At 68.2% G+C, this 19,810-nt stretch carries 19 protein-coding genes and 2 tRNA genes; 8 read left to right on the top strand and 13 right to left on the bottom strand.

Features of this window, described 5'->3' with window-relative positions; translation table 11 throughout:
• Positions 1-20: 20 nt before the first annotated feature.
• The gene (locus SYV04_RS02275; protein ID WP_321543903.1) at positions 21-1,649 is read right to left on the bottom strand and encodes a CheR family methyltransferase; all 1,629 of its coding nucleotides are present in this window, start codon (positions 1,647-1,649) and stop codon (positions 21-23) included.
• Positions 1,646-2,212, bottom strand: a complete 567-nt coding sequence (locus SYV04_RS02280; RefSeq protein ID WP_321543904.1) for a chemotaxis protein CheW — start codon at positions 2,210-2,212, stop codon at positions 1,646-1,648. Before SYV04_RS02280 ends, SYV04_RS02275 begins: the two co-directional genes overlap by 4 nt.
• 238 nt (positions 2,213-2,450) lie before the next feature.
• Here SYV04_RS02280 and SYV04_RS02285 point away from each other — a divergent pair, with 238 nt between their 5' ends.
• Positions 2,451-4,472, top strand: coding sequence for a TonB family protein (locus SYV04_RS02285; RefSeq protein WP_321543905.1), 2,022 nt, complete (start codon positions 2,451-2,453; stop codon positions 4,470-4,472).
• 15 nt (positions 4,473-4,487) lie between these two features.
• Here the strand turns inward: SYV04_RS02285 and SYV04_RS02290 are convergent, their stop codons facing one another.
• Genes SYV04_RS02290 through SYV04_RS02300 form a run of 3 tightly spaced genes read right to left on the bottom strand, consistent with a single transcriptional unit; the run spans position 4,488 to position 6,885 of the window.
• A complete protein-coding gene (locus tag SYV04_RS02290; RefSeq protein WP_321543906.1) occupies positions 4,488-5,402 on the bottom strand; it encodes a myxosortase-dependent metalloprotease, MXAN_2677/MXAN_2678 family in 915 nt (304 codons plus the stop codon).
• Positions 5,399-6,313: a myxosortase-dependent metalloprotease, MXAN_2677/MXAN_2678 family gene (locus SYV04_RS02295; protein WP_422723900.1), complete on the bottom strand. Its 915-nt coding sequence runs from the start codon at positions 6,311-6,313 to the stop codon at positions 5,399-5,401. Before SYV04_RS02295 ends, SYV04_RS02290 begins: the two co-directional genes overlap by 4 nt.
• On the bottom strand, positions 6,310-6,885 hold the full coding sequence (locus SYV04_RS02300; RefSeq protein WP_321543907.1) for a hypothetical protein: 576 nt from the start codon (positions 6,883-6,885) through the stop codon (positions 6,310-6,312). Before SYV04_RS02300 ends, SYV04_RS02295 begins: the two co-directional genes overlap by 4 nt.
• A 112-nt stretch (positions 6,886-6,997) precedes the next feature.
• Here SYV04_RS02300 and gltX point away from each other — a divergent pair, with 112 nt between their 5' ends.
• From gltX to SYV04_RS02320, 4 genes are all read left to right on the top strand, one after another.
• The gene (gene gltX / locus SYV04_RS02305; protein ID WP_321543908.1) at positions 6,998-8,428 is read left to right on the top strand and encodes a glutamate--tRNA ligase; all 1,431 of its coding nucleotides are present in this window, start codon (positions 6,998-7,000) and stop codon (positions 8,426-8,428) included.
• A gap of 89 nt (positions 8,429-8,517) precedes the next feature.
• Positions 8,518-8,907: a hypothetical protein gene (locus tag SYV04_RS02310; protein WP_321543909.1), complete on the top strand. Its 390-nt coding sequence runs from the start codon at positions 8,518-8,520 to the stop codon at positions 8,905-8,907.
• Positions 8,908-8,974: 67 nt separating this feature from the next.
• A tRNA-Gln gene (locus SYV04_RS02315) sits at positions 8,975-9,045 on the top strand.
• A 63-nt stretch (positions 9,046-9,108) separates the two neighbouring features.
• Positions 9,109-9,180, top strand: a tRNA-Glu gene (locus SYV04_RS02320).
• A gap of 93 nt (positions 9,181-9,273) precedes the next feature.
• Here SYV04_RS02320 and SYV04_RS02325 read toward each other — a convergent pair.
• On the bottom strand, positions 9,274-10,242 hold the full coding sequence (locus SYV04_RS02325) for a response regulator (protein ID WP_321543910.1): 969 nt from the start codon (positions 10,240-10,242) through the stop codon (positions 9,274-9,276).
• A 70-nt stretch (positions 10,243-10,312) separates the two neighbouring features.
• On the opposite strand from SYV04_RS02325, the gene SYV04_RS02330 reads away from it, so the two are divergent.
• Positions 10,313-10,882, top strand: coding sequence for a hypothetical protein (locus tag SYV04_RS02330; protein WP_321543911.1), 570 nt, complete (start codon positions 10,313-10,315; stop codon positions 10,880-10,882).
• On the opposite strand, the gene SYV04_RS02335 is transcribed toward SYV04_RS02330, so the two are convergent.
• Complete coding sequence (locus SYV04_RS02335) at positions 10,860-12,017, bottom strand: sensor histidine kinase (RefSeq protein ID WP_321543912.1); 1,158 nt, start codon at positions 12,015-12,017, stop codon at positions 10,860-10,862. The two genes, SYV04_RS02330 and SYV04_RS02335, sit on opposite strands and share 23 nt — an antisense overlap.
• A 204-nt stretch (positions 12,018-12,221) precedes the next feature.
• Positions 12,222-12,434, bottom strand: coding sequence for a DUF2795 domain-containing protein (locus SYV04_RS02340; RefSeq protein ID WP_321543913.1), 213 nt, complete (start codon positions 12,432-12,434; stop codon positions 12,222-12,224).
• A gap of 201 nt (positions 12,435-12,635) precedes the next feature.
• Between SYV04_RS02340 and SYV04_RS02345 the strand changes: the two genes are divergently transcribed.
• Complete coding sequence (locus SYV04_RS02345; protein ID WP_321543914.1) at positions 12,636-12,839, top strand: hypothetical protein; 204 nt, start codon at positions 12,636-12,638, stop codon at positions 12,837-12,839.
• Between the two features lie 77 nt (positions 12,840-12,916).
• Here SYV04_RS02345 and SYV04_RS02350 read toward each other — a convergent pair whose 3' ends face one another.
• The 5 genes from SYV04_RS02350 to SYV04_RS02370 form a co-directional block, all read right to left on the bottom strand.
• Complete coding sequence (locus SYV04_RS02350; RefSeq protein WP_321543915.1) at positions 12,917-13,546, bottom strand: glutathione S-transferase family protein; 630 nt, start codon at positions 13,544-13,546, stop codon at positions 12,917-12,919.
• Between the two features lie 32 nt (positions 13,547-13,578).
• Entirely contained in the window at positions 13,579-15,201 is a 1,623-nt protein-coding gene (locus tag SYV04_RS02355; protein WP_321543916.1) for a pyruvate dehydrogenase complex dihydrolipoamide acetyltransferase, read from the bottom strand.
• A gap of 5 nt (positions 15,202-15,206) precedes the next feature.
• Positions 15,207-16,193, bottom strand: a complete 987-nt coding sequence (locus tag SYV04_RS02360) for a pyruvate dehydrogenase complex E1 component subunit beta (RefSeq protein ID WP_321543917.1) — start codon at positions 16,191-16,193, stop codon at positions 15,207-15,209.
• 45 nt (positions 16,194-16,238) lie between these two features.
• The gene (gene pdhA, locus SYV04_RS02365) at positions 16,239-17,360 is read right to left on the bottom strand and encodes a pyruvate dehydrogenase (acetyl-transferring) E1 component subunit alpha (protein WP_321544468.1); all 1,122 of its coding nucleotides are present in this window, start codon (positions 17,358-17,360) and stop codon (positions 16,239-16,241) included.
• Between the two features lie 117 nt (positions 17,361-17,477).
• Entirely contained in the window at positions 17,478-18,242 is a 765-nt protein-coding gene (locus SYV04_RS02370; protein ID WP_321543918.1) for an HAD family hydrolase, read from the bottom strand.
• Between the two features lie 105 nt (positions 18,243-18,347).
• On the opposite strand from SYV04_RS02370, the gene SYV04_RS02375 reads away from it, so the two are divergent.
• Positions 18,348-19,778, top strand: a complete 1,431-nt coding sequence (locus SYV04_RS02375) for a cytochrome P450 (protein ID WP_321543919.1) — start codon at positions 18,348-18,350, stop codon at positions 19,776-19,778.
• Positions 19,779-19,810: the final 32 nt, after the last annotated feature.

The following is a 19,810-nucleotide window of genomic DNA, read 5'->3' on the forward strand; positions in this document are numbered from 1 at the left end:
AACTCTCGCGGGCATGCGCCTTACGACGCCCCCTGCCATCCAGACCGGCCCCTGGCCGCGAGGGCCTGCCGCAAACCGCCCGCCGTCACCGTCTCGACTCCCCTCAAGGGGTGGTCATCATCCAACCCGTCCAACGCCCGAAGCGCATTCTGCCGCGCCCGATCCGCATCCTCTCGCCGATTCAGCCGCGTATAGAGCGTCATCAGCGTAGCGTGGCCCAGCGCCATCTGCGGATCCAGATACAGTGCCTTTCGCACCGCATCCACTGCCCCGTTCAAGTCTCCGCGCGCCTCGGCCACCATCGCCAACAACAGGTAGGCCTCTGGAACGAGCTTGCGCGCGGCCTCCTTCGCCATCAGTTCGGCGTGATCGTACTTGCCTTCCCGAGCGGCGGCGAGAGCCTGACGCAGCGCATCATCCGGCGTGAGCGCGGCCGGCGGAGGGGCAGGCGAGCCCGGAGGCGGTGCCACCACGGCTGCCTGGGCGGACGACAGCGCGGTCACGGACGCGGGGATGGGGCCGGTGATGGGCTTGGAGACGGGGCCGGTGATGGGCTTGGAAACGGGGCCGGTGATGGGCTTGGAGATAGGGCCAGTGATGGGCCCGGAACCCGAGCGCGGCGTGGACACCGTGGCGCTCACCGGCGGCAGGGAGGAGCCGGAGGTGGGAGGCGTGGCGAGCTTGGCGAAGGCCGCCAGCGGCGAGGCCGGCGGCGCCATGGGCGGCGGTGCCACGGGCTGCGGCACCGGCGGCGGCGTCATCTTCGGGGCGTACGACATCAGCCGGCGCACCTGATCCAGCTTGGGACGCCGCGAACCGGACCGGTCGCCGTCGGAGGGCTTGTGGCGCGGCAGGCGGAGTATGGGCGTGCCCTGCACCTCGATGACCTCGAGGCCCATGTTGTTGGTGAGGGGCACCTCCGCGGGGGACAGGAAGAGCAGCCCGCCGGGCTTGAGGGCGCCCAGGAGCTTCACCAGCACCAGGCGCACCACCTCTTGAGGGAAGTAGATGAGAACGTTGCGGCAGAAGACGGCGTCCTGCTCGGACACCGGAGCCGAGTCCATCATCAGGTTGTGCTGCTGGAATTCCACCGGCTTGCAGGCCTGGGGGCTGACCGTCACCACCTCGCCCTGGACGGACAGGAAGCGCCGCTCCATGGCCGGCTCGATGCGCCGCACGGACCAGGAGTTGTAGGAGGCGGCGCGCGCCCGCTGCAGCGCCCGGGAGGAGATGTCGGTGGCCGTCACCTTGATGTTGTCGAGTGACAGCCCCGCCGCGATCAGCGTCATCGAGATGCTGTAGGGCTCCTCGCCCGTCGCGCAGCCAGCGCTCCAGACGCGGAAGGGGCCGCTGTGCAGGCAGGCCTCGCGGGCCAGCTCGTGCAGGTGCTCGGGGTGGCGGAAGAAGTACGTCTCGCCGATGACGGCGTACTCCACGAAGGAGGCGACCACCGACGGCTCCTTGGCCAGGAGCTGCTTGAGGAACGCCTGTGCATCCATCTTGCGCGCATCGGCGGCGCGCAGCAGTGCCGTGCTCAGCGAGCGGCGAACGCTGGTTGCCAGCGTCAGCCCACTCGCCTCGCGCAGCACGCTCTCGACCTTGCTGAGCGTGGCTTCATCGAGTTCTTCGACTCGCTCCACCTCGCTCACGTCCCCTCCGGGATCGCGAGCAGGGCGGAGGTGCGCAGCAAGGGGCGCAGACTGCCCTCTTGCGTGCGGCACAGGCCCGCCATCAAGCCCGTGGTGTCCCATGGAGAGCGGGCTTCCGCCTCGGTCCCACCATCGACCAGCAGCGGTGCCTCGACGATGTCACGCACGTGGTCCACCAGCAGCGCCACCGTACGGGTGCCGTTGCAGACCACGAGGTGCGCATCCAGCCCTGGATCACGGCGCGCCCCCAGCAGGGCCGCCAGGTCCAGTACGACGGCTGTCACGCCGCGATAGGTGAAGACGCCCGCCAGATGTGGGGGAGCGCCCACCAGGGGTTGCAGTTCGACCAGTCGGACCACTTCCTGCACCACTTCGGAGGGCAGCAACACGTGAGTGTCCGCCACCTCGAGGGTGAGAAAGAGGCCCGGTAGGCGCTGCTCGACCGACATGGTGGCGAGCTCACGCCGCAACCGTGTCAGTTCATTCTCCAGGCTGATCAGCCGTTGCTGGACTGATGCGCGCCGCGCCTGGGCTTCCGCCGGGTTTGTTGGAATTTCGGCCATCGGGGAGATCCACCCGGCGCACACGCTCGGGCAGGTGCAGAACGTAATCTGTCGGACGGAGGACCGTCAATGCGGGCTTCAGCGCCAGGATGCTTCCTTGCCTGGCCTGGGGGTACAGGTCCGACCTGCTACGGTGGGCCCTTGCCCTCATCGCATGAGGACGGGGGATTGTGGTTTGATACGAGCGCTGGGCCACCGTGGATGGAGGCGTAATGTCGTTTGCAGGCAGGGGGCATGAATGATCAAGAGTGACTCCCCGACCCCCGGAGCGCCGGGAACCCCTGGAGTGGACCCACTCATCGGCCGGACGCTCAATGGCCGCTTCAGCATCACCGAGCCTATCGGTGTGGGCGGCATGGGCAAGGTGTACCGCGCCATGCAGGCGCCGCTGGATCGCGTGGTGGCCCTCAAGGTCCTCAACCCGAGCTACTCCAGCACGAAGGATCCGGGCTTCCAACAGCGCTTCCTGCGCGAGGCCTCGCTCACGTCCAAGCTCCGCCACCCCAACACGGTGACGGTCATCGACTATGGGCAGACCGAGGACAACATCTTCTACATCGCGATGGAGTACCTGGAGGGTAGGACCCTCGCGCAGGTGCTCGCCCAGACGGGGCCACTGCCCTGGAGCCGGGTCATCAACATCGCGCAACAGGTCTGTCGCTCGCTGCGCGAGGCGCACAGCCTGGGCATCGTCCACCGCGACCTGAAGCCGGCCAACATCATCCTGCTCAACGAGTCCGATCAGGATCTGGTGAAGGTGCTCGACTTCGGCCTGGTGAAGTCCATCGCGCCGGTGACCGAGGGCGAGGGGCAGCTCAGCCCGGAGATCACCCAGAGCGGCACCTTCCTGGGTTCGCCGCAGTACATGGCGCCCGAGCAGGCGCGCAACGTGGCCGACCCCCGCAGCGACATCTACTCGCTGGGCGTGGTGCTCTACCAGATGCTGCAGGGGCGCCCGCCGTTCATCGCGCGAGACCACCTCGAGCTCATCTTCTCCCACTGCAAGGAGCCACCCCCGCCCTTCAACTCGCTGCGGCCGTACCTGCCGGTGCCCGCGGAGATCGAAGCGGTGGTGATGCGCTGCCTGGAGAAGGAGCCCGCGCGCCGCTTCCAGTCGATGGACGAATTGCTGGAGGCGATGCGCGGGGCCAACATGGCCGCCGGCGGCCACAGCGGCGTGTTCAAGCGCCCTGCTGGAGGCGCAACCACGGGCCCTCACCCCTCGCCCCTGTTCGCCAACACGGCGCCTCAGGACACCAACGCCTCCACCCTCGCGCTGGACATCAGCGTGGAGGTACCCGAGGCGGTGGCCAAGGCGCGCCGGCGTCGGCTGCTGGCCGTGGGGCTCGGTAGCGGCTCGGTGATCGTCGGCCTGGCGGCGGCGTTCCTCTTCCTGCGCCCCACCGCTCCGCCGCCCGAGAAGCCCGTGGCGCCCGCGACGACGGCGGTGGTCGCCCCGCCGCCCGAGAAGCCCGCCACGCCCGAGCCGCAACCCGCTCCGGCCGCGCCGCAGATGGTCCGCCTGAGGATCATGAGCGAGCCGACCGGCGCGCGCGTCTACTACAAGGGCAAGGAGCGCGGCACGACGCCGTTCGTCCTGGAGATTCCCCCAGGGCAGGACGGCACCGTCACCGCCGAGATCACCTTCGCGCTCGAGGGCTACGTGACCGAGACCGTCATCACCGGCGGCTCGGGGGACGTGGTGCTCTCGCAGAAGCTCCAGAGGCGGCGCGGCGGGGGTGGGGGTGGTGGCGGCGGTGGAGGTGGCTCGAAGGTGGAGTTCGCCGGAGGGACGGCGGACCTGGAGCCGGCCGCGGTGATGCCCACCTCGCTCTCCCCCGCCGAGCCCATCGCTCCGGCGGCCCCCGCCAACGCCCCGGCCCCGCAGCCGGCCAAGGCTCCGGAGACGGGGAGCATCGCGGCGCCCGCGACGGGGGGTAAGGTGCTCGCCGCGGCGTCGAACCAGCCCCTGCCCTACGGCGAGGGCATGAGCCGTCCGGAGCAGGTCTCGGGGAGCCGGGAGATCACCTATACCCGTGAGGCGCTCGACGCGCGGGTGCAGGGCACGATGATGGTGAAATGCACCATCACCAAGGAAGGCCGCGTGCAGAACTGCCGCGTCGTCCAGCCGCTGCCGCACATGGAGCAAGCGGTCATCACGGCCCTCCAGTCCCGCGTCTACAAGCCCATCATCTACCAGGGCCAGCCGGTGGCGGTGGACTACCTCTTCCGCATCCGGCTGGCGCTGCCCCGGCGCTGAGGAACCGCGGGCGTCTCAGGGTTCGAGGCGCCCGCGACGGGAGCGAAGGGCCCAGGCGAGCAGCAGCACTCCGGGCAGCAGCGAGCCCGGAGCCGCCGCGCAGCCGGTGCCGACGCTCTGGCTGGAGAGCTGCTTGCTCACGGTGGAGGTCTCGGTGCATTGGGTGGGCGGCAAGCCACGCGGGTACGTGTCGCAGAAGCCCGCGGCGGAGCCCGAGTCGATGATGCGCTTGTGCGTCTCCCCCGGAGGCGCGGAGGCCTCCATGGTGGACAGCGGCTCGAACACATGGTCCAGCCCGATGGCGTGACCCACCTCGTGGGTGACGGTGTTCTGGATGTCGGTGGCGACGCACTCCGGGGAGGAGAACCCCTCGCAAGGCGGCCAGCTCACGGTGGTGAAGAGGAAGCCGAAGTCTCCGAGGGGCTGGGAGGCGTTGAGCTCGATGTCCGCGTCCAGGATGACGCCATTCTTGAAGCTGAACGTGGTGGTGGTCAGCCCGATGGTCGCCCCGCCGTGATCCCAGCACGAGTAGGCGTTGCTGCAGTCATCCGCGAAGATGCACTCGTCCTCTTCGGGCACGACATCCGGGCACGACGTCTCCCGGAAGGTGATGATGTTCTTGTTGTCCGTGGCTCCCACCACATAGCCCACGGCGGGGCGGCTCACGTCCTCGCCCCGGACGAAGGTGACGTCACTGCAGGAGTCGGACAGCGCCTGCCAGGTCTCGAAGGCGGCGTCGATGGCGGCGAACTCGGTGTCGCGCGGGGTGCGCAGGCTGCCGGCGGAGTCCTGGTGGTAGCGGAACTCGCGGCTGAGCCAGTTCAGGCACAGCGGCTTGCCGGGCACCACCGTGCGCCGGTAGTTGCCCTGCGCCCCGGCGACAGGCGCCAGGAGCAGGAGCACCAGCAGACTCGGCAGGGCCCGGATCACCCTCGGCGCTCCTTGCGACGGCGGGCCCCCAGCAATAGCGCCCACCCGGCCAGAGCGGGCAGCCAGGCCTGGGCCCCAGTGCTGGCACAGCCGGTGGCCGCCTTGCGCCCCAGGAGCGAAGAGGAGCCATCGCTGTCCATGGCGTTGGGAGCGATGCAGCCCTGGCTGGCGATGCCCCTCGGGTAGGTCGTACACACGAAGTCGTGCGAGCCGGTGTCGATGCTGCGCTTGGAGATCTCCCCCGAGGGAGCCCGCGGGTTCATCGTCGAGCCCAGCGCGTTCGTGTGGTCCAGGCCCACGAGGTGGCCGATCTCGTGCGTCATGGTGTTCTGCACGTCGGTGGACACGCAGTTCAGCCCGCCGCGCGCGGTAGGACAGGAGGGGCCGTCGGCGGTCGTGAAGTAGAAGCCGAAGGAGTTCAGCTCGATGTCGGAGTCGTAGATGATGCCGGACTTCTCGTCGTACGTGGTGAGGGTGACGGCGATGGTCTGGCTGTCATTGCTCCAGCAATCGTAGAGGTTGCCGCACGTGTCCTCCTTCCAGCACGCATCGGTGGACGGGGCGATGTCCGAGCAGCGCTTGGTGCGGAAGAGCACGAGGTTGCGGTTGTCATCGGCCTTCACGTCGTAGCCAACGTCGCGGTCATCCACCAAGCCCCCCTCCTCGAAGGTGAGGTTGCCGCAGCCGGCGAAGAGCGTCTGCCAGCTCTGGAAGGAGCGGCGCACGGCATCGAACTCGGAGCCCGAGGGCTTCGTCTCCGCATTGCCGGCGCGGTTCTGGTACCAGGTAATCTTCGGCACCGTCCAGAAGAGGCACTGGGTGGTCGGATCCCCCGCCTCCACCCGGCTGCGCACATAGGGAGCCGAGCTCTGCCCCAGCGTAAGCGCCACCATCAACGCGGCGATCTTCACTGGGCCTTCTCCTGCGCGGGCTGCTGGAGGGCCGTGCGGATGGCGGCCTTCAGCTCCTGCAGCGTGAGCGTGCGCTGAGTGGAAGCGGTGGGCTGGCGCGTGTCCGGGTCCAGCAGGAGCACGTCCTGGGTGTTCTCGGGCACCGCGAGCGCCGAGCGGGTGTCCGCAGCATGCCGCACCTGGTACTTGCCCTGCGCCATGCCGGTCAGTTGGAAGGCCGAGGCCCCGCGGCGATCCAGGAAGACCACCACCTCCTCGCCCTGCGTGAAGGAGGCCGAGCCGTGGGCGATCTGCCCGATGTCCCCTACCCGTCCCCCCGCCTGGATGAGGAGCACCGTGCTGCCGGGCTTGCCCTTGAGGGCCTCGGTGACCTCGATCTCGACGTCGGTGAGGATGCGGCGACGGTCGCCGCTCCACCGGCTCTCGACGCGGCGGACCGTCCCGTGGACGACGGTGTCGGCGGTCTGGGAGAGCTCGGTAATGCCGAGCCGGAGCATCGTCGTGGCGGCCGAGGGCAGCCCTACCAGCAGCAGGGCGGCCAGGAGCGCGCGGAGCATGGAGCGCAGTGTCATGGGGTGTACCTTCCTATGCGTCCATTGTAACCCATGGGCCCAGCCGCGCGCGGGCCCATGTTGGACGTGCGTTGACCATCTATCCCGCCCCTTGCTATCCCGCGCCTCCTCTATGGCCTCCGTTCCTCGCGTACGCTTCGCACCCTCTCCCACCGGCTACCTCCATATTGGCGGCGCCCGGACCGCGCTCTTCAACTACCTCTATGCGCGGCGCTTCGGCGGCGTCTTCATCCTGCGCATCGAGGACACGGACCAGGAGCGCTCCACCCCTGAGTCGCTCAAGGCCATCCTGGATGGCCTCAAGTGGCTCGGCATCGACTGGGACGAGGGCCCCGACAAGAACGGCCCCCACGCCCCCTACTTCCAGACGCAGCGGCTGGACACCTACCGCCAGCACGCCGACCAGCTCATCGCCCAGGGCAAGGCCTACCGCTGCTACTGCACCCAGGAGGAGCTCCGCGAGCGCCGCGCCCAGGCCGAGAAGGAAGGCCGCGCCTACAAGTACGAGGGCACCTGCCGCGACCGCAAGGACGTGCCCGAGGGGCGCACTGCCGTGGTGCGCTTCAAGATGCCCTCCCAGGAGGGCACCGTCTCGTTCGATGACCTGGTGCTGGGGAAGATCTCCAAGGAGTACTCGGACCTGGATGACTGGGTCATGCTGCGCGCCGACGGCATCCCGCTCTACAACTACGGCTGCGTCATCGATGACCACCTGATGGAAATCACCCTGGTGTCGCGCGGGCAGGAGCACGTCAACTCCACCTTCCCGCAGCTGATGCTCTACCAGTCGCTCGGGTGGCAGCCGCCCCGGTTCGCCCACCTGCCGCTCATCCTCGGCGCGGACCGCGAGAAGCTCTCCAAGCGCAAGCACCCCGAGGCGGACGTCATGCAGCACGCGCGCAACGGCATCCTCCCGGAGGCGCTGCTCAACTTCGTCATCCGCCTGGGCTGGAGCCATGGCAATGACGAGGTCATCACCCGCCAGCAGATGATGGAGTGGTTCGACTTCAAGGACGTGGGCTCCACCTCGGGCGTGTGGAACCCGGACAAGCTGCAGTGGCTCAACCAGCAGTACTTCAAGACACTGCCCCCGGCGCAGATCGCCACGCGCCTGGCCACCTTCCTCGACCGTCGCGGCTTCCGCCTCGACTGGGGTGACCCCCGAGGCCCTCAGTTCGTGATGGCCTTCCGCGAGCGCGCCAAGACGCTCGAGGAGATGGCCGACATGGCCGTGCCCTACCTCAAGCAGGGTGTGACGCTGGACGAGAAGGCGGCCGCCAAGCACCTCACGGCGGAGTCCCTGCCGCTGGTGCGCCAGGTGCGCGAGGCCGTGGCCGCCCTGACCGACTGGAACGTGCCGGCGCTGGATGCCGTCATCAAGTCCGTGAGCGAGCGGGCAAGCGTGGGCATGGGCAAGGTGGCCCAGCCGGTGCGCGTGGCGGTGACGGGCAACACCACCAGCCCGGGCATCGGCGAGACGCTCCTGCTGATGGGCAGGGACGAGGCGCTGCGCCGCCTGGACGCCGCGCTGTCGCGGGCATGACGTGCTTCTGGGGCCCTCACGATGGCGGTGGACGCCGCCGGGTGAGGGCCCTATCTTGTCCGCCCATGGCACGAGCGCTTGACAGCCTGATGCGCCCTCTCTATAAGCCGCGCCCGCTCTGGGCGGCGCTGGTGGCCTCCCTGTGGATGACGGTGGCGGCGGCGGACGTTGTGAATGGGGCGCAGATCCCCGATGGCGCGCAGAAGGTCGGCGAGAATCGGTATCGGGCGGCGGGCGACTTCGAGGAGACGCTGAAGTACTACCGGACGGTGTATCCGGTTCAGGCCTACCCTCGCAGGTCGGTCGTGAACCAGCCGGGCGTGAAGGCGGTTCACATCGTCAATCCCTCGGGGAAGAATTTCGAGGGGCTGAACATTTATGAGGCGAACGACGAGGTTCGCATCTACGTCGTCGTAGCAGCGCCGCCTCCGAAGCCGGTGAAGAAGGCGGAGCCGAAAGCAGGGAAGAAAACTCGGTAGTTCACGAGGCCCTGTCAGTTGTGGTAGTAGGAAGCGCGTCGTCGGTAGCACGCAGCACGGCGGTTCTTGGGGAATCGTCTAACGGCAGGACAGCAGACTCTGACTCTGCTTATCTAGGTTCGAATCCTAGTTCCCCAGCTTGAAAACTTCGGTTGACGCAAGGAAGCCGAAGCGGTACTTGAGGTCGCAGAAAAAACAAACGGCCCTGTCGTCTAGCGGTTAGGACGGTGCCCTCTCACGGCACAAACTCGGGTTCGAATCCCGGCAGGGTCACTGAGGCGCCCGCTCTTCGTAAGGAGAGCGGGCGTTTCGCTTTTGCGGGTCCGCACCGCCGAGAGGGCCGAGTTGCCTCGGCCCTCCCCTGCTTCAGCGCGGGGTGATGCTGCGGTGGAAGATGACCATCGCGCTGGCCAGCCGGTTCTGCGCGTGCTGGAGGCTGCGACGCACCAGCAGCATCCGCACCCGCTCGGGCAGCGCCTGGGTCCCCGTGGAGGTACCGAAGCCCACCAGGTCCAGCCGCAGGCCGATGGCCTCGAGCAGGTCCGACAGGTCCGCCTGGGGGTTGGCCAGCAGCAGCACGTCCGGCGAGCGGGACTGGAGGATCTCCGCCAGCATCCGCCACCGCGGCTCGCCCGTCTCGAGGACGACGACGTCGGCGGTCTCCAGGTCCGGCGAGTTCACGGGCAGGCCCGCCACCTGGAAGCCCTCGGCGCGCAGGACTTCCACGGCCTGCTGGCTGCCCACCACGGCCACGCGTCCCGCCATGGCGCCGTTCTTCACGGCTTGCTCGTAGTTGCGCAGCTCGATCTCCAGCGCCTGGTGGGCGGGCTCCGGAGCATCCTGCCCTGCCTCCAGCAGCGCGGAGGCCTGGCGGGCCACGCTCCTCGCCATCTCGCGCCCCTTCACGCGCTCGGCCCGTCGCTCGAGCGCCGCGCGCACCTTGGCGCGCAGCACGCGCAGGTCGTCGAAGGGCTTGAGGATGTAGTCGCTGGCCCCCGCCGCGAAGGCGGCGATGACGGACTCGGAGCTCGCGTAGCCGGTGATCATCATCGCCTCCAGCGTCGGCTGGAGGCGCCGGGCCTCGGCGATGAGCTCGATGCCGCTCATCTGAGGCAGGTTCTTGTCGGTGATGAGCACATCGACGCGTTGGTCCTGCAGCAGCGGCAGGGCCTCCTCGGCGCTCGTGGTTTGCAAGACCATCAGGTCCGGCTCGCGGGTGAGCAACCGGCTGCAGACATCCAGCACCACGGTCTCATCGTCCACGAGCAGGACGGTCGAGGCGAGTGTTGCCCCGCTCTCTCCCTCCTCCTCTTCGGTGTCGAACGGCAGATCCATCGCGGGAGGGAGGATCTCACAGCTCGAAGGGAGTTTCGAGCCGGGCGAGCGATCACCCTATGCTGTAGGTGTGAGCTTCGCCGACGCACTCGTGGAGAACCGCATCCCACCACGGGTGGGAGACGTGCGGCTGCGCTACGACGAGGGACGTATGCTCGGAGAGTCCCTCCCCCCTCCCCTGGGGCGGCGGGTACTGCCCGAGCTGTGTCTGCTGCTAGCGGCTTGTTGCGGCCTGGGCAGCATTCTACTGCTGGTGGCCGTCCCGGGGACCTACGTTGTCCCCGGGGTGCTGGCGCTGGGAGCGGCCGCCTTCCTCGGGTTCGGGTTCCAGCTCGAGGCCCGGCACGGGCGCCGGCGCTTCGTCCTTCACTTCCATACCGAGACGCTCCGCCTGGAGCGCTTGACCTGGGCCCCCCGGGCCACGCGCACGGAGGTGATCCCCTTCGATGACGTGACGGCGGTGGAGGTGGTGGAGCGCTCCTCCGGGCACTACGCCATCCTCGTGGTCTGGCGCGCGGGTGACGAGGAGCGGCGCGCGGTGCTGGTGGAGCATGCCCGGCCCAGCGAGGCGCAGACGCTGCATCGGGTGTGGCGCATGCTCCACAACGCCTTCGGGCTCAAGGCATTGGCGCCCGAATGAGCGTCAGCTCGATGTCCGTGCCCTGCCCCGGCACCGAGGACAGCCGCAGCTTGCCGCCATACTGCGTCACCAGCTCCTTGCAGATCGAGAGCCCCAGGCCTGTGCCGATGCCCACCGGCTTGGTGGTGAAGAGCGGCTGGAACACCTTCTCCTGCAGTTCCAGGGGAATGCCGCAGCCGTTGTCCGAGACGGTGATGATGACGCTGCGGTCCTGAGTGGCCCACTTCACGTCGATCTTCCCGGGCCGGCCGATGCCATCCATGGCCTGCGCGGCGTTGACGACGAGGTTGAGCAGCACCTGGCAGAGCTTCACCGGGCCGAACAGCACCCGTACCGGCTCGCCGTTGCTGCTGAGCCGCGCCCGGTCGCGCACCTCGGCGCGCGCCAGCTTCACCGCGAAGGAGACGACTTCGGACACCTCGGCGGCCTGCTCTGTCTCGTCGCCACGCGCCTGGGCCTTCAGCCCGTGCGCCACCTGGCGCAGGTGCTCGGTGCCCGTCACCAGGTCGCCGATCAGCGAGGGGAGATCCTTCACCGTCTCGCCCACGCCCCGGTCCGGATCCTGCTCCAGGTGCTTGTTCACGTAGGAGATGACCTGCTCGATGTCCCGGCGCAGCGAGGCCACGTTCTGCGACAGGTAGCCCACCGGGCCCATCAGCTCGTGGGCGATGCCCGCAGTCACCTGCCCCAGCGTGGCCAGACGCTCGGCCTTGAGCATCCGGTTCTCGACCTCGCGGATCTTCAGCTCCAGGCGCGCGATCTTCAGCGCGTCCTCGAGCGCGGCGAGCATCTCCGCACGGTCCCACGGCTTGACGAAGTAGCGCGTCACCTGGCCGCGGTTGACGGCGTCCACCACCGCCTGCAGGTCCGCGTAGGCGGTGACGAGCATGCGCTTGGCATCTGGCGCCAGCGTGCGGGCGCGCTCCAGCAGCTCCACGCCGCTCATGCCGGGCATGCGCTGGTCGGAGACAACGACGCCGATCTCTCCTCGACGCTGCTCCAAGAGCGCCAGCGCCTCAGTGGGCGAGGAGCAACGAAAGATGCGGAAGCGCTGCCCGAAGTTGGCGTCGAACACCCTCAGGTTCAGGGCGTCATCGTCGCAATAGAGCACTGCGGGAAGGTCGTACGGGCTCATGGCAAGGATCCAGACCGAGGGAAGTGTCCGGCGGCTGGAATGGCCACAGGATAGCGCTTCAGTCCGCCAGTTCATCGCCCCCTGAAACACCCATCGCCTCAGCCTGTTGACGCATCGCGTCCAACATCAGGCGTTGCCTACTCAGGGAGGCCGGCGGGGTCCTGCCCGCCCACTTGGAGGGCGAACAGGGAACGGTTTCGGCGCTCAGCCGTGCGAGACGTGGGACTCCACGGCCTCGAGCGAGCGGAACTCTCCCCCAGGCAATCCCCCGAGCAGGGTGAGGACCGCGGCGGGAGCCCCATTCTCCTGGGCCACACGGGTGAGCTGCTGCGCCGAGAGCGGGAACACCGCACCCTGCAAAGCCTCCCGCAACCCGGAGGTGGGCGGCGCGAGGAGCGGCTTCGCACGTGCCTCCAAATCACCCGATCCAGAGGGGGATTGGGCTCGTGTCATGTCGTCGTTCATTGGGGGGAAGTTAAGCAGCGAACGGGCCGAATGCGGGCTTTTTTCATCGCCTCCCGAGCAGCCAGGGGAGCGAGCCCGCGCAGGGAGGGGCCATAGCCACCTCCATCTCCACACCCCACCCTATGGCCACGGACACTTCCCAGGAGGCGCGACATGGCGAAGAAGGACAAGGGCTACGTGGAGCACATCGAGCACGCGGAAGCGACCCGGCCGGAGCCATGGCCAGGCATCCAGGGCCGCTCGAAGGAGCATGAGGAGGAATTGCCCACCGGCACTCCGCGCGAGCAGCAGGCCAGCGTCACCGAGGCCCAGCGCAAACTCGAAGAGGACATGGACTCGGACGAGACACGGAGCTGAGAAAGACAGGTCCCCAGGGCGAAGCAGTCCCTAGGGGACCCTGTCCAAGACCCACTGGCCGTGGGGAACTTGCCCGCTCAAGCCTGCTTCGCCGCGAGCTCCGCGTCCTTCGCGCGCGCGCGCACCACCGCGGGCCGGGCGTTGAACCGCTCGAGGTAGGCTTTGATCTCCGGCAGCTCCGGCACGAGCTTGAAGCCGGTGGTCCACGTCAGCGCCGAGCCCCAGAGCACATCAGCCGCGGTGAAGGTCTCGCCCAGGAGCCAGGGCCCCTTGGCGAGCTGCTGCGTCAGCGTGCTGATCACCGTCTCGAAGTCGCCATAGGGCGAAGTCCCACGCGGGGCGGGCTCGCGCTTCATCGAGCGATCCACCAGCGCGGGCTCGAAGCAGGAGCCGTAGAACACCATCCAGCGCAGATACGGCCCCCGCAGCGGGTGACCGACGGCGGGCGACAACCCCGCCTCCGGGTAGAGCTCGGCCAGGTACATGTAGACGGCGGCCTGCTCCGTCACCAGCGCATCCCCGTGCTTGATCGCCGGCACCTTGCCCATCGGGTTGACCGCCAGGTAGTCCGCCTGGCGCGTCTCGCCCGCCTTCATATTGAGCACCTTCAGCTCGTGCTCGGCGTTGAGCTCCTCGATCAGGATCCGGACCCCGGCGGACCGGGAGTTCGGAGCGTGGAAGAAGACAACGTGACGGCTGCTGGTCATGCGGGCTCCCTGGGGCGTCGTGAGTTGCGGGCCTAGAACAGCAATCGCATCGGGTGCTCGAGCAGCGTCTTGAACTCCCGCAGGTACTCCGCGCCGGTGGCGCCGTCGATGACGCGGTGATCGCACGACATCGTCACCGTCAGCGTCTTGCGCACCGTGACCTGCCCGTCGCGCACCACCGCCTTGTCCGCCACCGCGCCCACCGCGAGGATGGAGGCCTGCGGCGGGTTGATGACGGCGACGAACTGGTCGATGCCGTACATGCCCAGGTTGCTCACCGTGAGCGAGCCCCCCGTGTACTCGGCCGGCTTGAGCGCCTTCTTGCGAGCGCGCTCGGCCAGCTCCCGCGACTCGGCGGAAATGGCCGACAGGCCCTTCTGGTCCGCGTCCCGGATGACGGGCGTGATGAGGCCATCCTCGATGGCCACCGCGATGCCCACGTCCGCCGTGCCGTACTGGAGGATGCGATCCCCCTGCAGCGACACGTTCACCTTCGGGTAGCGACGCAGCGCGATGGCCGCCGCCTTCACGATGATGTCGTTGACGGAGACCTTGGACTCCAGCGCCTTGGCCTCCTCGCGGATCTTCATCGCCGCTTCCATGTCCACGTCCACCGTCAGGTAGAAGTGGGGCACGCCGGGCTTCACCTCGGCCATGCGCTGGGCAATCACCTTGCGCATGGACGAGATGGGCACCACCTGCGGCTCGGGACGAACGCCCGGAGTCGCAGCGGCACGGGCAGCAGCGGCCGGAGCCTTCTGAGCCGCGGGCCCGCCCTGGGCCAGCGCCTCCTCGACGTCACGCTTCACGATGCGGCCCAGCGGACCCGAGCCATGCATCGCCGCCAGATCCAGGCCGCGCTCGCGCGCCATCCTCTTGGCGAGCGGGCTGGCACGGACGCGACCTCCCGCACCGGTGCCCTTCTCCTCGTGACGCGGCGGAGCGCCCGACGGCCCTCCGGCCTTCTGCGCGGGCGCGGCGGCCTTCGGGGCCTCCGCCTTCGGAGCAGGAGCCGCAGCGGGAGCAGAGGCAGCGGCCTTACCGCCCTTGCCCGCGATGAACGCGATGGGGGCGCCGACCTGCGCCATCTCGCCCTCACCCACGACGATCTTCGCGAGCGTCCCGTTGTCGTAGGCCTCGATCTCGAGGTTGGACTTGTCGGTCTCCACCTCGGCGATGGCCTCGCCGGAGGAGACCTTGTCCCCTACCTTCTTGAGCCACTTGACGATCTTCCCCTCCTTCATCGTCGGGGAGAGCGACGGCATCTCGACGGCGATGCCCTCGCCACCGCCGGCCGGAGCCGCAGGAGCAGGAGCAGGAGCAGCGGGCGCGGCGGCCTTCGCGGGAGCGGGCGTCTCGGCCTTGGGAGCGGCAGCGGGAGCAGGCGCGGCGGCCTTACCGGCCTCGACCTTCTCGCCCTTGGCACCGATGTACCCAATGGGAGCGCCGACCTGCGCCATCTCCCCCTCGGCCACGGTGACCTGCAGCAGCACGCCGCTGTCGTAGGCCTCGATCTCGAGGTTGGACTTGTCGGTCTCCACCTCGGCGATGGCATCACCGGAGGAGATCTTGTCCCCCACCTTCTTGAGCCACTTGACGATCTTCCCCTCCTTCATCGTCGGGGAGAGCGACGGCATCTCGATGGGCTTGGCCATACGTCTCAGGCTCCCTCTCGGTAGAGGACCTTCTTCACGGCCTCGATGATCTTCGGGGCGTCCGGCTGGGTGGCGTTCTCCAGGTTCGCCGCGTAGGACATGTTCACGTCCAGGCCGGTAACTCGCACCACCGGCGCGTCCAGGTCGTCGAACGCCTTGGACTGGATGATGTCCACCACCGAGGCGCCCACACCCGCCAGCGCCCACCCCTCCTCCACCACCACCACGCGGTTGGTCTTGCGCACCGTGGCCAGGATGGCCTCCTCGTCGAGCGGCCGCAGCGTGCGCAGGTCGAGGATCTCCACCGAGATGCCCTCCTGCTCGAGCTGCTTCGCGGCCTCCTCGCAGAAGTAGTACATGCGGCTCCACGTGATGATGGAGACGTCTTTGCCCTCGCGCTTCACGTCCGCCTTGCCGATGGGCACCACGTGCTCGCCCTCGGGCACCTCGCCCTTGACGGCGTAGAGCCGCTCGCCCTCGATCATGATGACCGGGTTCTCATCGCGAATGGCCGACTTGAGCAGGCCCTTGGCGTCCGCCGGGGTGGCCGGAGCAATCACCTTCAGGCCCGGGAAGTGGGCGTAGTTGGCCTCCAGCGCCTGGCTGTGCTGGCTGGAGAGCCGGCCGCCAGCGCCGCCCGGTCCACGGAACACGATGGGGCAGCGCAGCTGGCCACCGGACATGTGCCGCAGCTTCGCCGCGTTGTTGACGATCTGGTCCATCGCCAGGATGGCGAAGTTCCACGTCATCATCTCCACCACGGGCCGCAGGCCCACCATCGCCGCGCCCACCGCCATGCCGGTGAAGCCCAGCTCGGAGATCGGCGCATCGATGATGCGCGCGCTCCCGAACTTATCCAGCAGTCCCTGCGACACCTTGAAGGCGCCGTTGTAGCGGCCGACCTCCTCGCCAATCAGGTAGACGTTGGCGTCGCGCTCCATCTCCTCGGCGAGCGCCTGGTTCAGCGCCTCGCGGTACATCAACTCGGCCATCGTTGGCTCCAGCTCGTATTCAGTAAAGGGTGGGGATGAGGGGCACTAGCGGATCAGGCCTGCCTTCTTGTCTTCCTTCTCGGCCTGCTCACGCGGCTCCAGATCCCAGGTGACCTTCAGCTCCTGGCCCGAGGGGTACGAAGGCCACTTCACCTTCATGCCCAGCACGCGCTCGCGGGGGCGCACGTCCTCCTCGCCCTCCTCCACGATGGTGTCGCGCCACAGCTCGTCCAGGCTGGGCTCCGGCGACTCGTCGGCGAACTTCACCGCCGCCTCCACCTGCGTGTTCACCTCTTCATCGATGGCGTCGAACTCCGCCTCGGTGCCCAGCTTCTTCTTGAGCGCGAACTCCTTGATCTTGGGGATCGGGTCGTTCTTGCGCTCCTCCTCGACCTCCTGCTTGGTGCGGTAGTTGGCAGGGTCGGCCATCGAGTGGCCGCGGAAGCGGTAGGTGTTGGCCTCCAGCAGCACCGGGCCCTTGCCGGCGCGGCAGTACTCGGCGGCGTCCTTCACCGTCTCGTACATCTTCAGGCAGTCCATGCCGTCCACCGGCTCGCCGCGCATGTTGTAGGCGGCGGCGCGCTTGTAGATCTCCGGCACCGCGGCAACGCGGCCGACGGCCGTGCCCATGCCGTAGCGGTTGTTCTCGCAGATGTAGATGACCGGCAGCTTCCACTTGGCCGCCATGTTGAACGTCTCGTGCAGCGCGCCCTGGTTGGCCGCCGCGTCGCCGAAGTAGCACACCGTGACGCGGTCCTCGTTGCGGTAGCGGCTCGCGAACGCCATGCCCGCCGCCAGGGGAATCTGCCCGCCGACGATGCCGTAGCCACCGTAGAAGTGGTGCTCGATGTCGAAGATGTGCATCGAGCCGCCCTTGCCCTTGCTGTAGCCGGTGCCGCGGCCGAACAGCTCCGCCATCACCATGCCCGCATCCGAGCCACGCGCCAGCGGCTGGCCATGGTCCCGGTACGCCGAGAGCATGTAGTCATCCGGACGGATGGCCTCGTTGGTGCCCACCGCGACGGCTTCCTGTCCGATGTAGAGGTGGCAGAAACCGGCGATCTTCCCTCGGCCATAGGCCTGGCCCGCGCGCTCCTCGAAGCGGCGGATGAGGATCATCTTCCGGTACATCGTCAACAGCAGGTCCTTCGAGTACGAGCTGGCCACCGCGACAGCCTCCATGGAGGTCGCTCCGTCCTCTACCGGCGGAGCGTCGAACGCCGTGCGCCTCATAACGCGCGGCTGGGGGACTTCAAAGCCAAACTGACGCTTGGCCGCACTGCGTCAAGGCAACAACAGGAAGTGCGGGATGGAGATGACATCCTCCAGGAGCCTTACCGGCCGGCCCGAGTGGTCGGTCGCCAGGTGGATGACCGTCGCCTCGGGGAACTTCTGGCGATAGTCATTGGCATGGGTAGGCTCGTTGTCGAAGGCGGCGATGACGCGGCCCAGCCGGCCCAACTGGGAATGGGCCTCGCGCTTGAAGGCGTCGTCGTTCTCTCGCGCCGTGGGCTTCATGATGAGGTGGACGCGGCCCTCGCCGGGCAATGCCAGACCACAGCGGCGCATGGCCTCCACGGAACCCTCACGCATGGGCTCGGGGCGGCCCGTCACGTAAGCCAGGTGGGCGCCAGTGGCCACCACCGCGTGGGTGAAAGCCGCCGCCCCCTGGATGGCCGCGTCGTCCACGCAGTACTCGCTGGTGAAGAAGCGCTCCATCCAGAAGCCGCGGGCCTCGTCATAGACAGTCTCCACCTCCTCGGTGGACAGGCCGCAGTTGCGCATGGCGGCCTTCATGTCCCAGCCGGTGTCCCAGTGTGAAGCCAGACACGCGTCCAGCCCCGCCAGCCCTCGCGCCGCGCCGAACTCGCGGAGGATGCGCGCCTGGCGTGGGCGGTTGTCGAAGAGGGTGGAGTCCAGATCGAACGCCAGAACGGCCTGCTCACCGAGCGAGCGGGCCTGGTCCAGGATGCCCTGCAGGGTGGCTTGCCACCCCTCACGGATGCGGCTCTTGAAGTCGTCGTAGGCCATGTCCCTACGAGGATACATGCGGCGGGCGCGTGGGATGCCCGGGAAAGCGAAACCTGCCGCCTGTGGCATCATGAAGCTTGCCCGCCCCCTCCCTCTCCCTGAGGTGCGGAAGAAAGACCGACCGTGACAGTGACAGCGACCCCTTCCACTCCCCGTGGCATGGACTCCCTGCCCGGCCCCCGTCCCCTGCCCTTGCTGGGCAACACGCTGGAGATGAAGCCCACCTCCTTCCACCTCGTCCTCGAGGACTGGGCCCGGCGCTACGGGGAGATCTACCGCTGCCACATGGGCCCTCGCCCCGTCGTCGTCCTCTCCAACCCGGAGGTAATCCGAAAGGTTCTGATCGATCGGCCCGCCACCTTCCGGCGCCTGCGCAACCTCGAGAAGGTGATGGAGGACATGAACCTGCTGGGCGTCTTCCCCGCCGAGGGTGAGACCTGGCGCCGCCAGCGCAAGCTGCTCAACCCCGGCTTCCAGGCCACGCACCTGGAGACCTTCTACCCCTCGCTGTCCACCATCACCCAGCGGCTGCGGGGCGTAATGGAGCTCGCCGCGAAGGAGGCCCACACGGTCGACGTCCTTCCGTTGATCATGCGCTACACGGTGGATGTCACCTGCATCGTCAGCTTCGGCCTGGATCTGAACACAGTGGAGAAGGGCTCGGACACGCTGCAGCTCCAGCTGGAGCAAATCTTCGCCGCCCTGCAACATCGCGTGGTGGCTCCCTTCCCTTACTGGAAGCTGCTGCCTGGCACCCGGCCGGTGGACAGAGCCCTGGCGGCGACCCGCAAGGTGATGCTGGAGATCATCGACTCGGCCCGCAAGGCGATGGAGCGCGAGCCCGAGCGAGCCAAACAGCCCCGCACCCTGCTGGAGGCCATGCTCGTGGCCCAGGACGAGGAGAGCGACGGGGCCCGGCTCACGGATGACGAGGTCATCGCCAACGTCGTGATCCTCCTGCTGGGAGGAGAAGACACCACCGCCAACACGATCACGTGGATGCTGCACTACTTGGCCTCGATGCCCGAGATGCAGGCCCGTGCGCGCCAGGAGGTCGACTCGGTGCTGGGCACGGAGACCGTGCCGACGTCGGCGCACCTCAAGCGACTGCCTTACGTGGCAGGGGTGACCCAGGAGGCGCTGCGGCTGCGCTCGCCGGTTCCGACCGTCCTCCTGGAGACCAACGAGGACACGGTGATCGATCAGGTGGCGGTGCCCGCAGGGACGATGGTGTTCTGCCTCACCCGGCCGCCGTGCCTGAACAACTCCCTGTTTGGAGACGCGGAGCACTTCCGCCCGGAGCGGTGGCTGCCCGAGCCGCCTCCCGACACCCTACCGCACACGCCTCGGCTGATGATGCCGTTCGGGGCTGGCTCGCGGATCTGCCCGGGGCGCAGCCTCGGCCTGCTCGAGTGCGCCCTCGTCGCCAGTACGGTGCTGCGCCACTTCGAGCTGGAGGTGGTAGACCCCAACGCTCCCGTGCGGGAGGTCAACACCTTCACCGTGCAGCCCGACGGCGTGCGCCTGCGCTTCCGGCAGCGCGCCTCGACCTGACATCGGGGCGCACGCTACAGTGCGCCCTCCTC

This window comes from Hyalangium ruber, from assembly GCF_034259325.1.
GTDB lineage: Bacteria > Myxococcota > Myxococcia > Myxococcales > Myxococcaceae > Hyalangium_A > Hyalangium_A rubrum.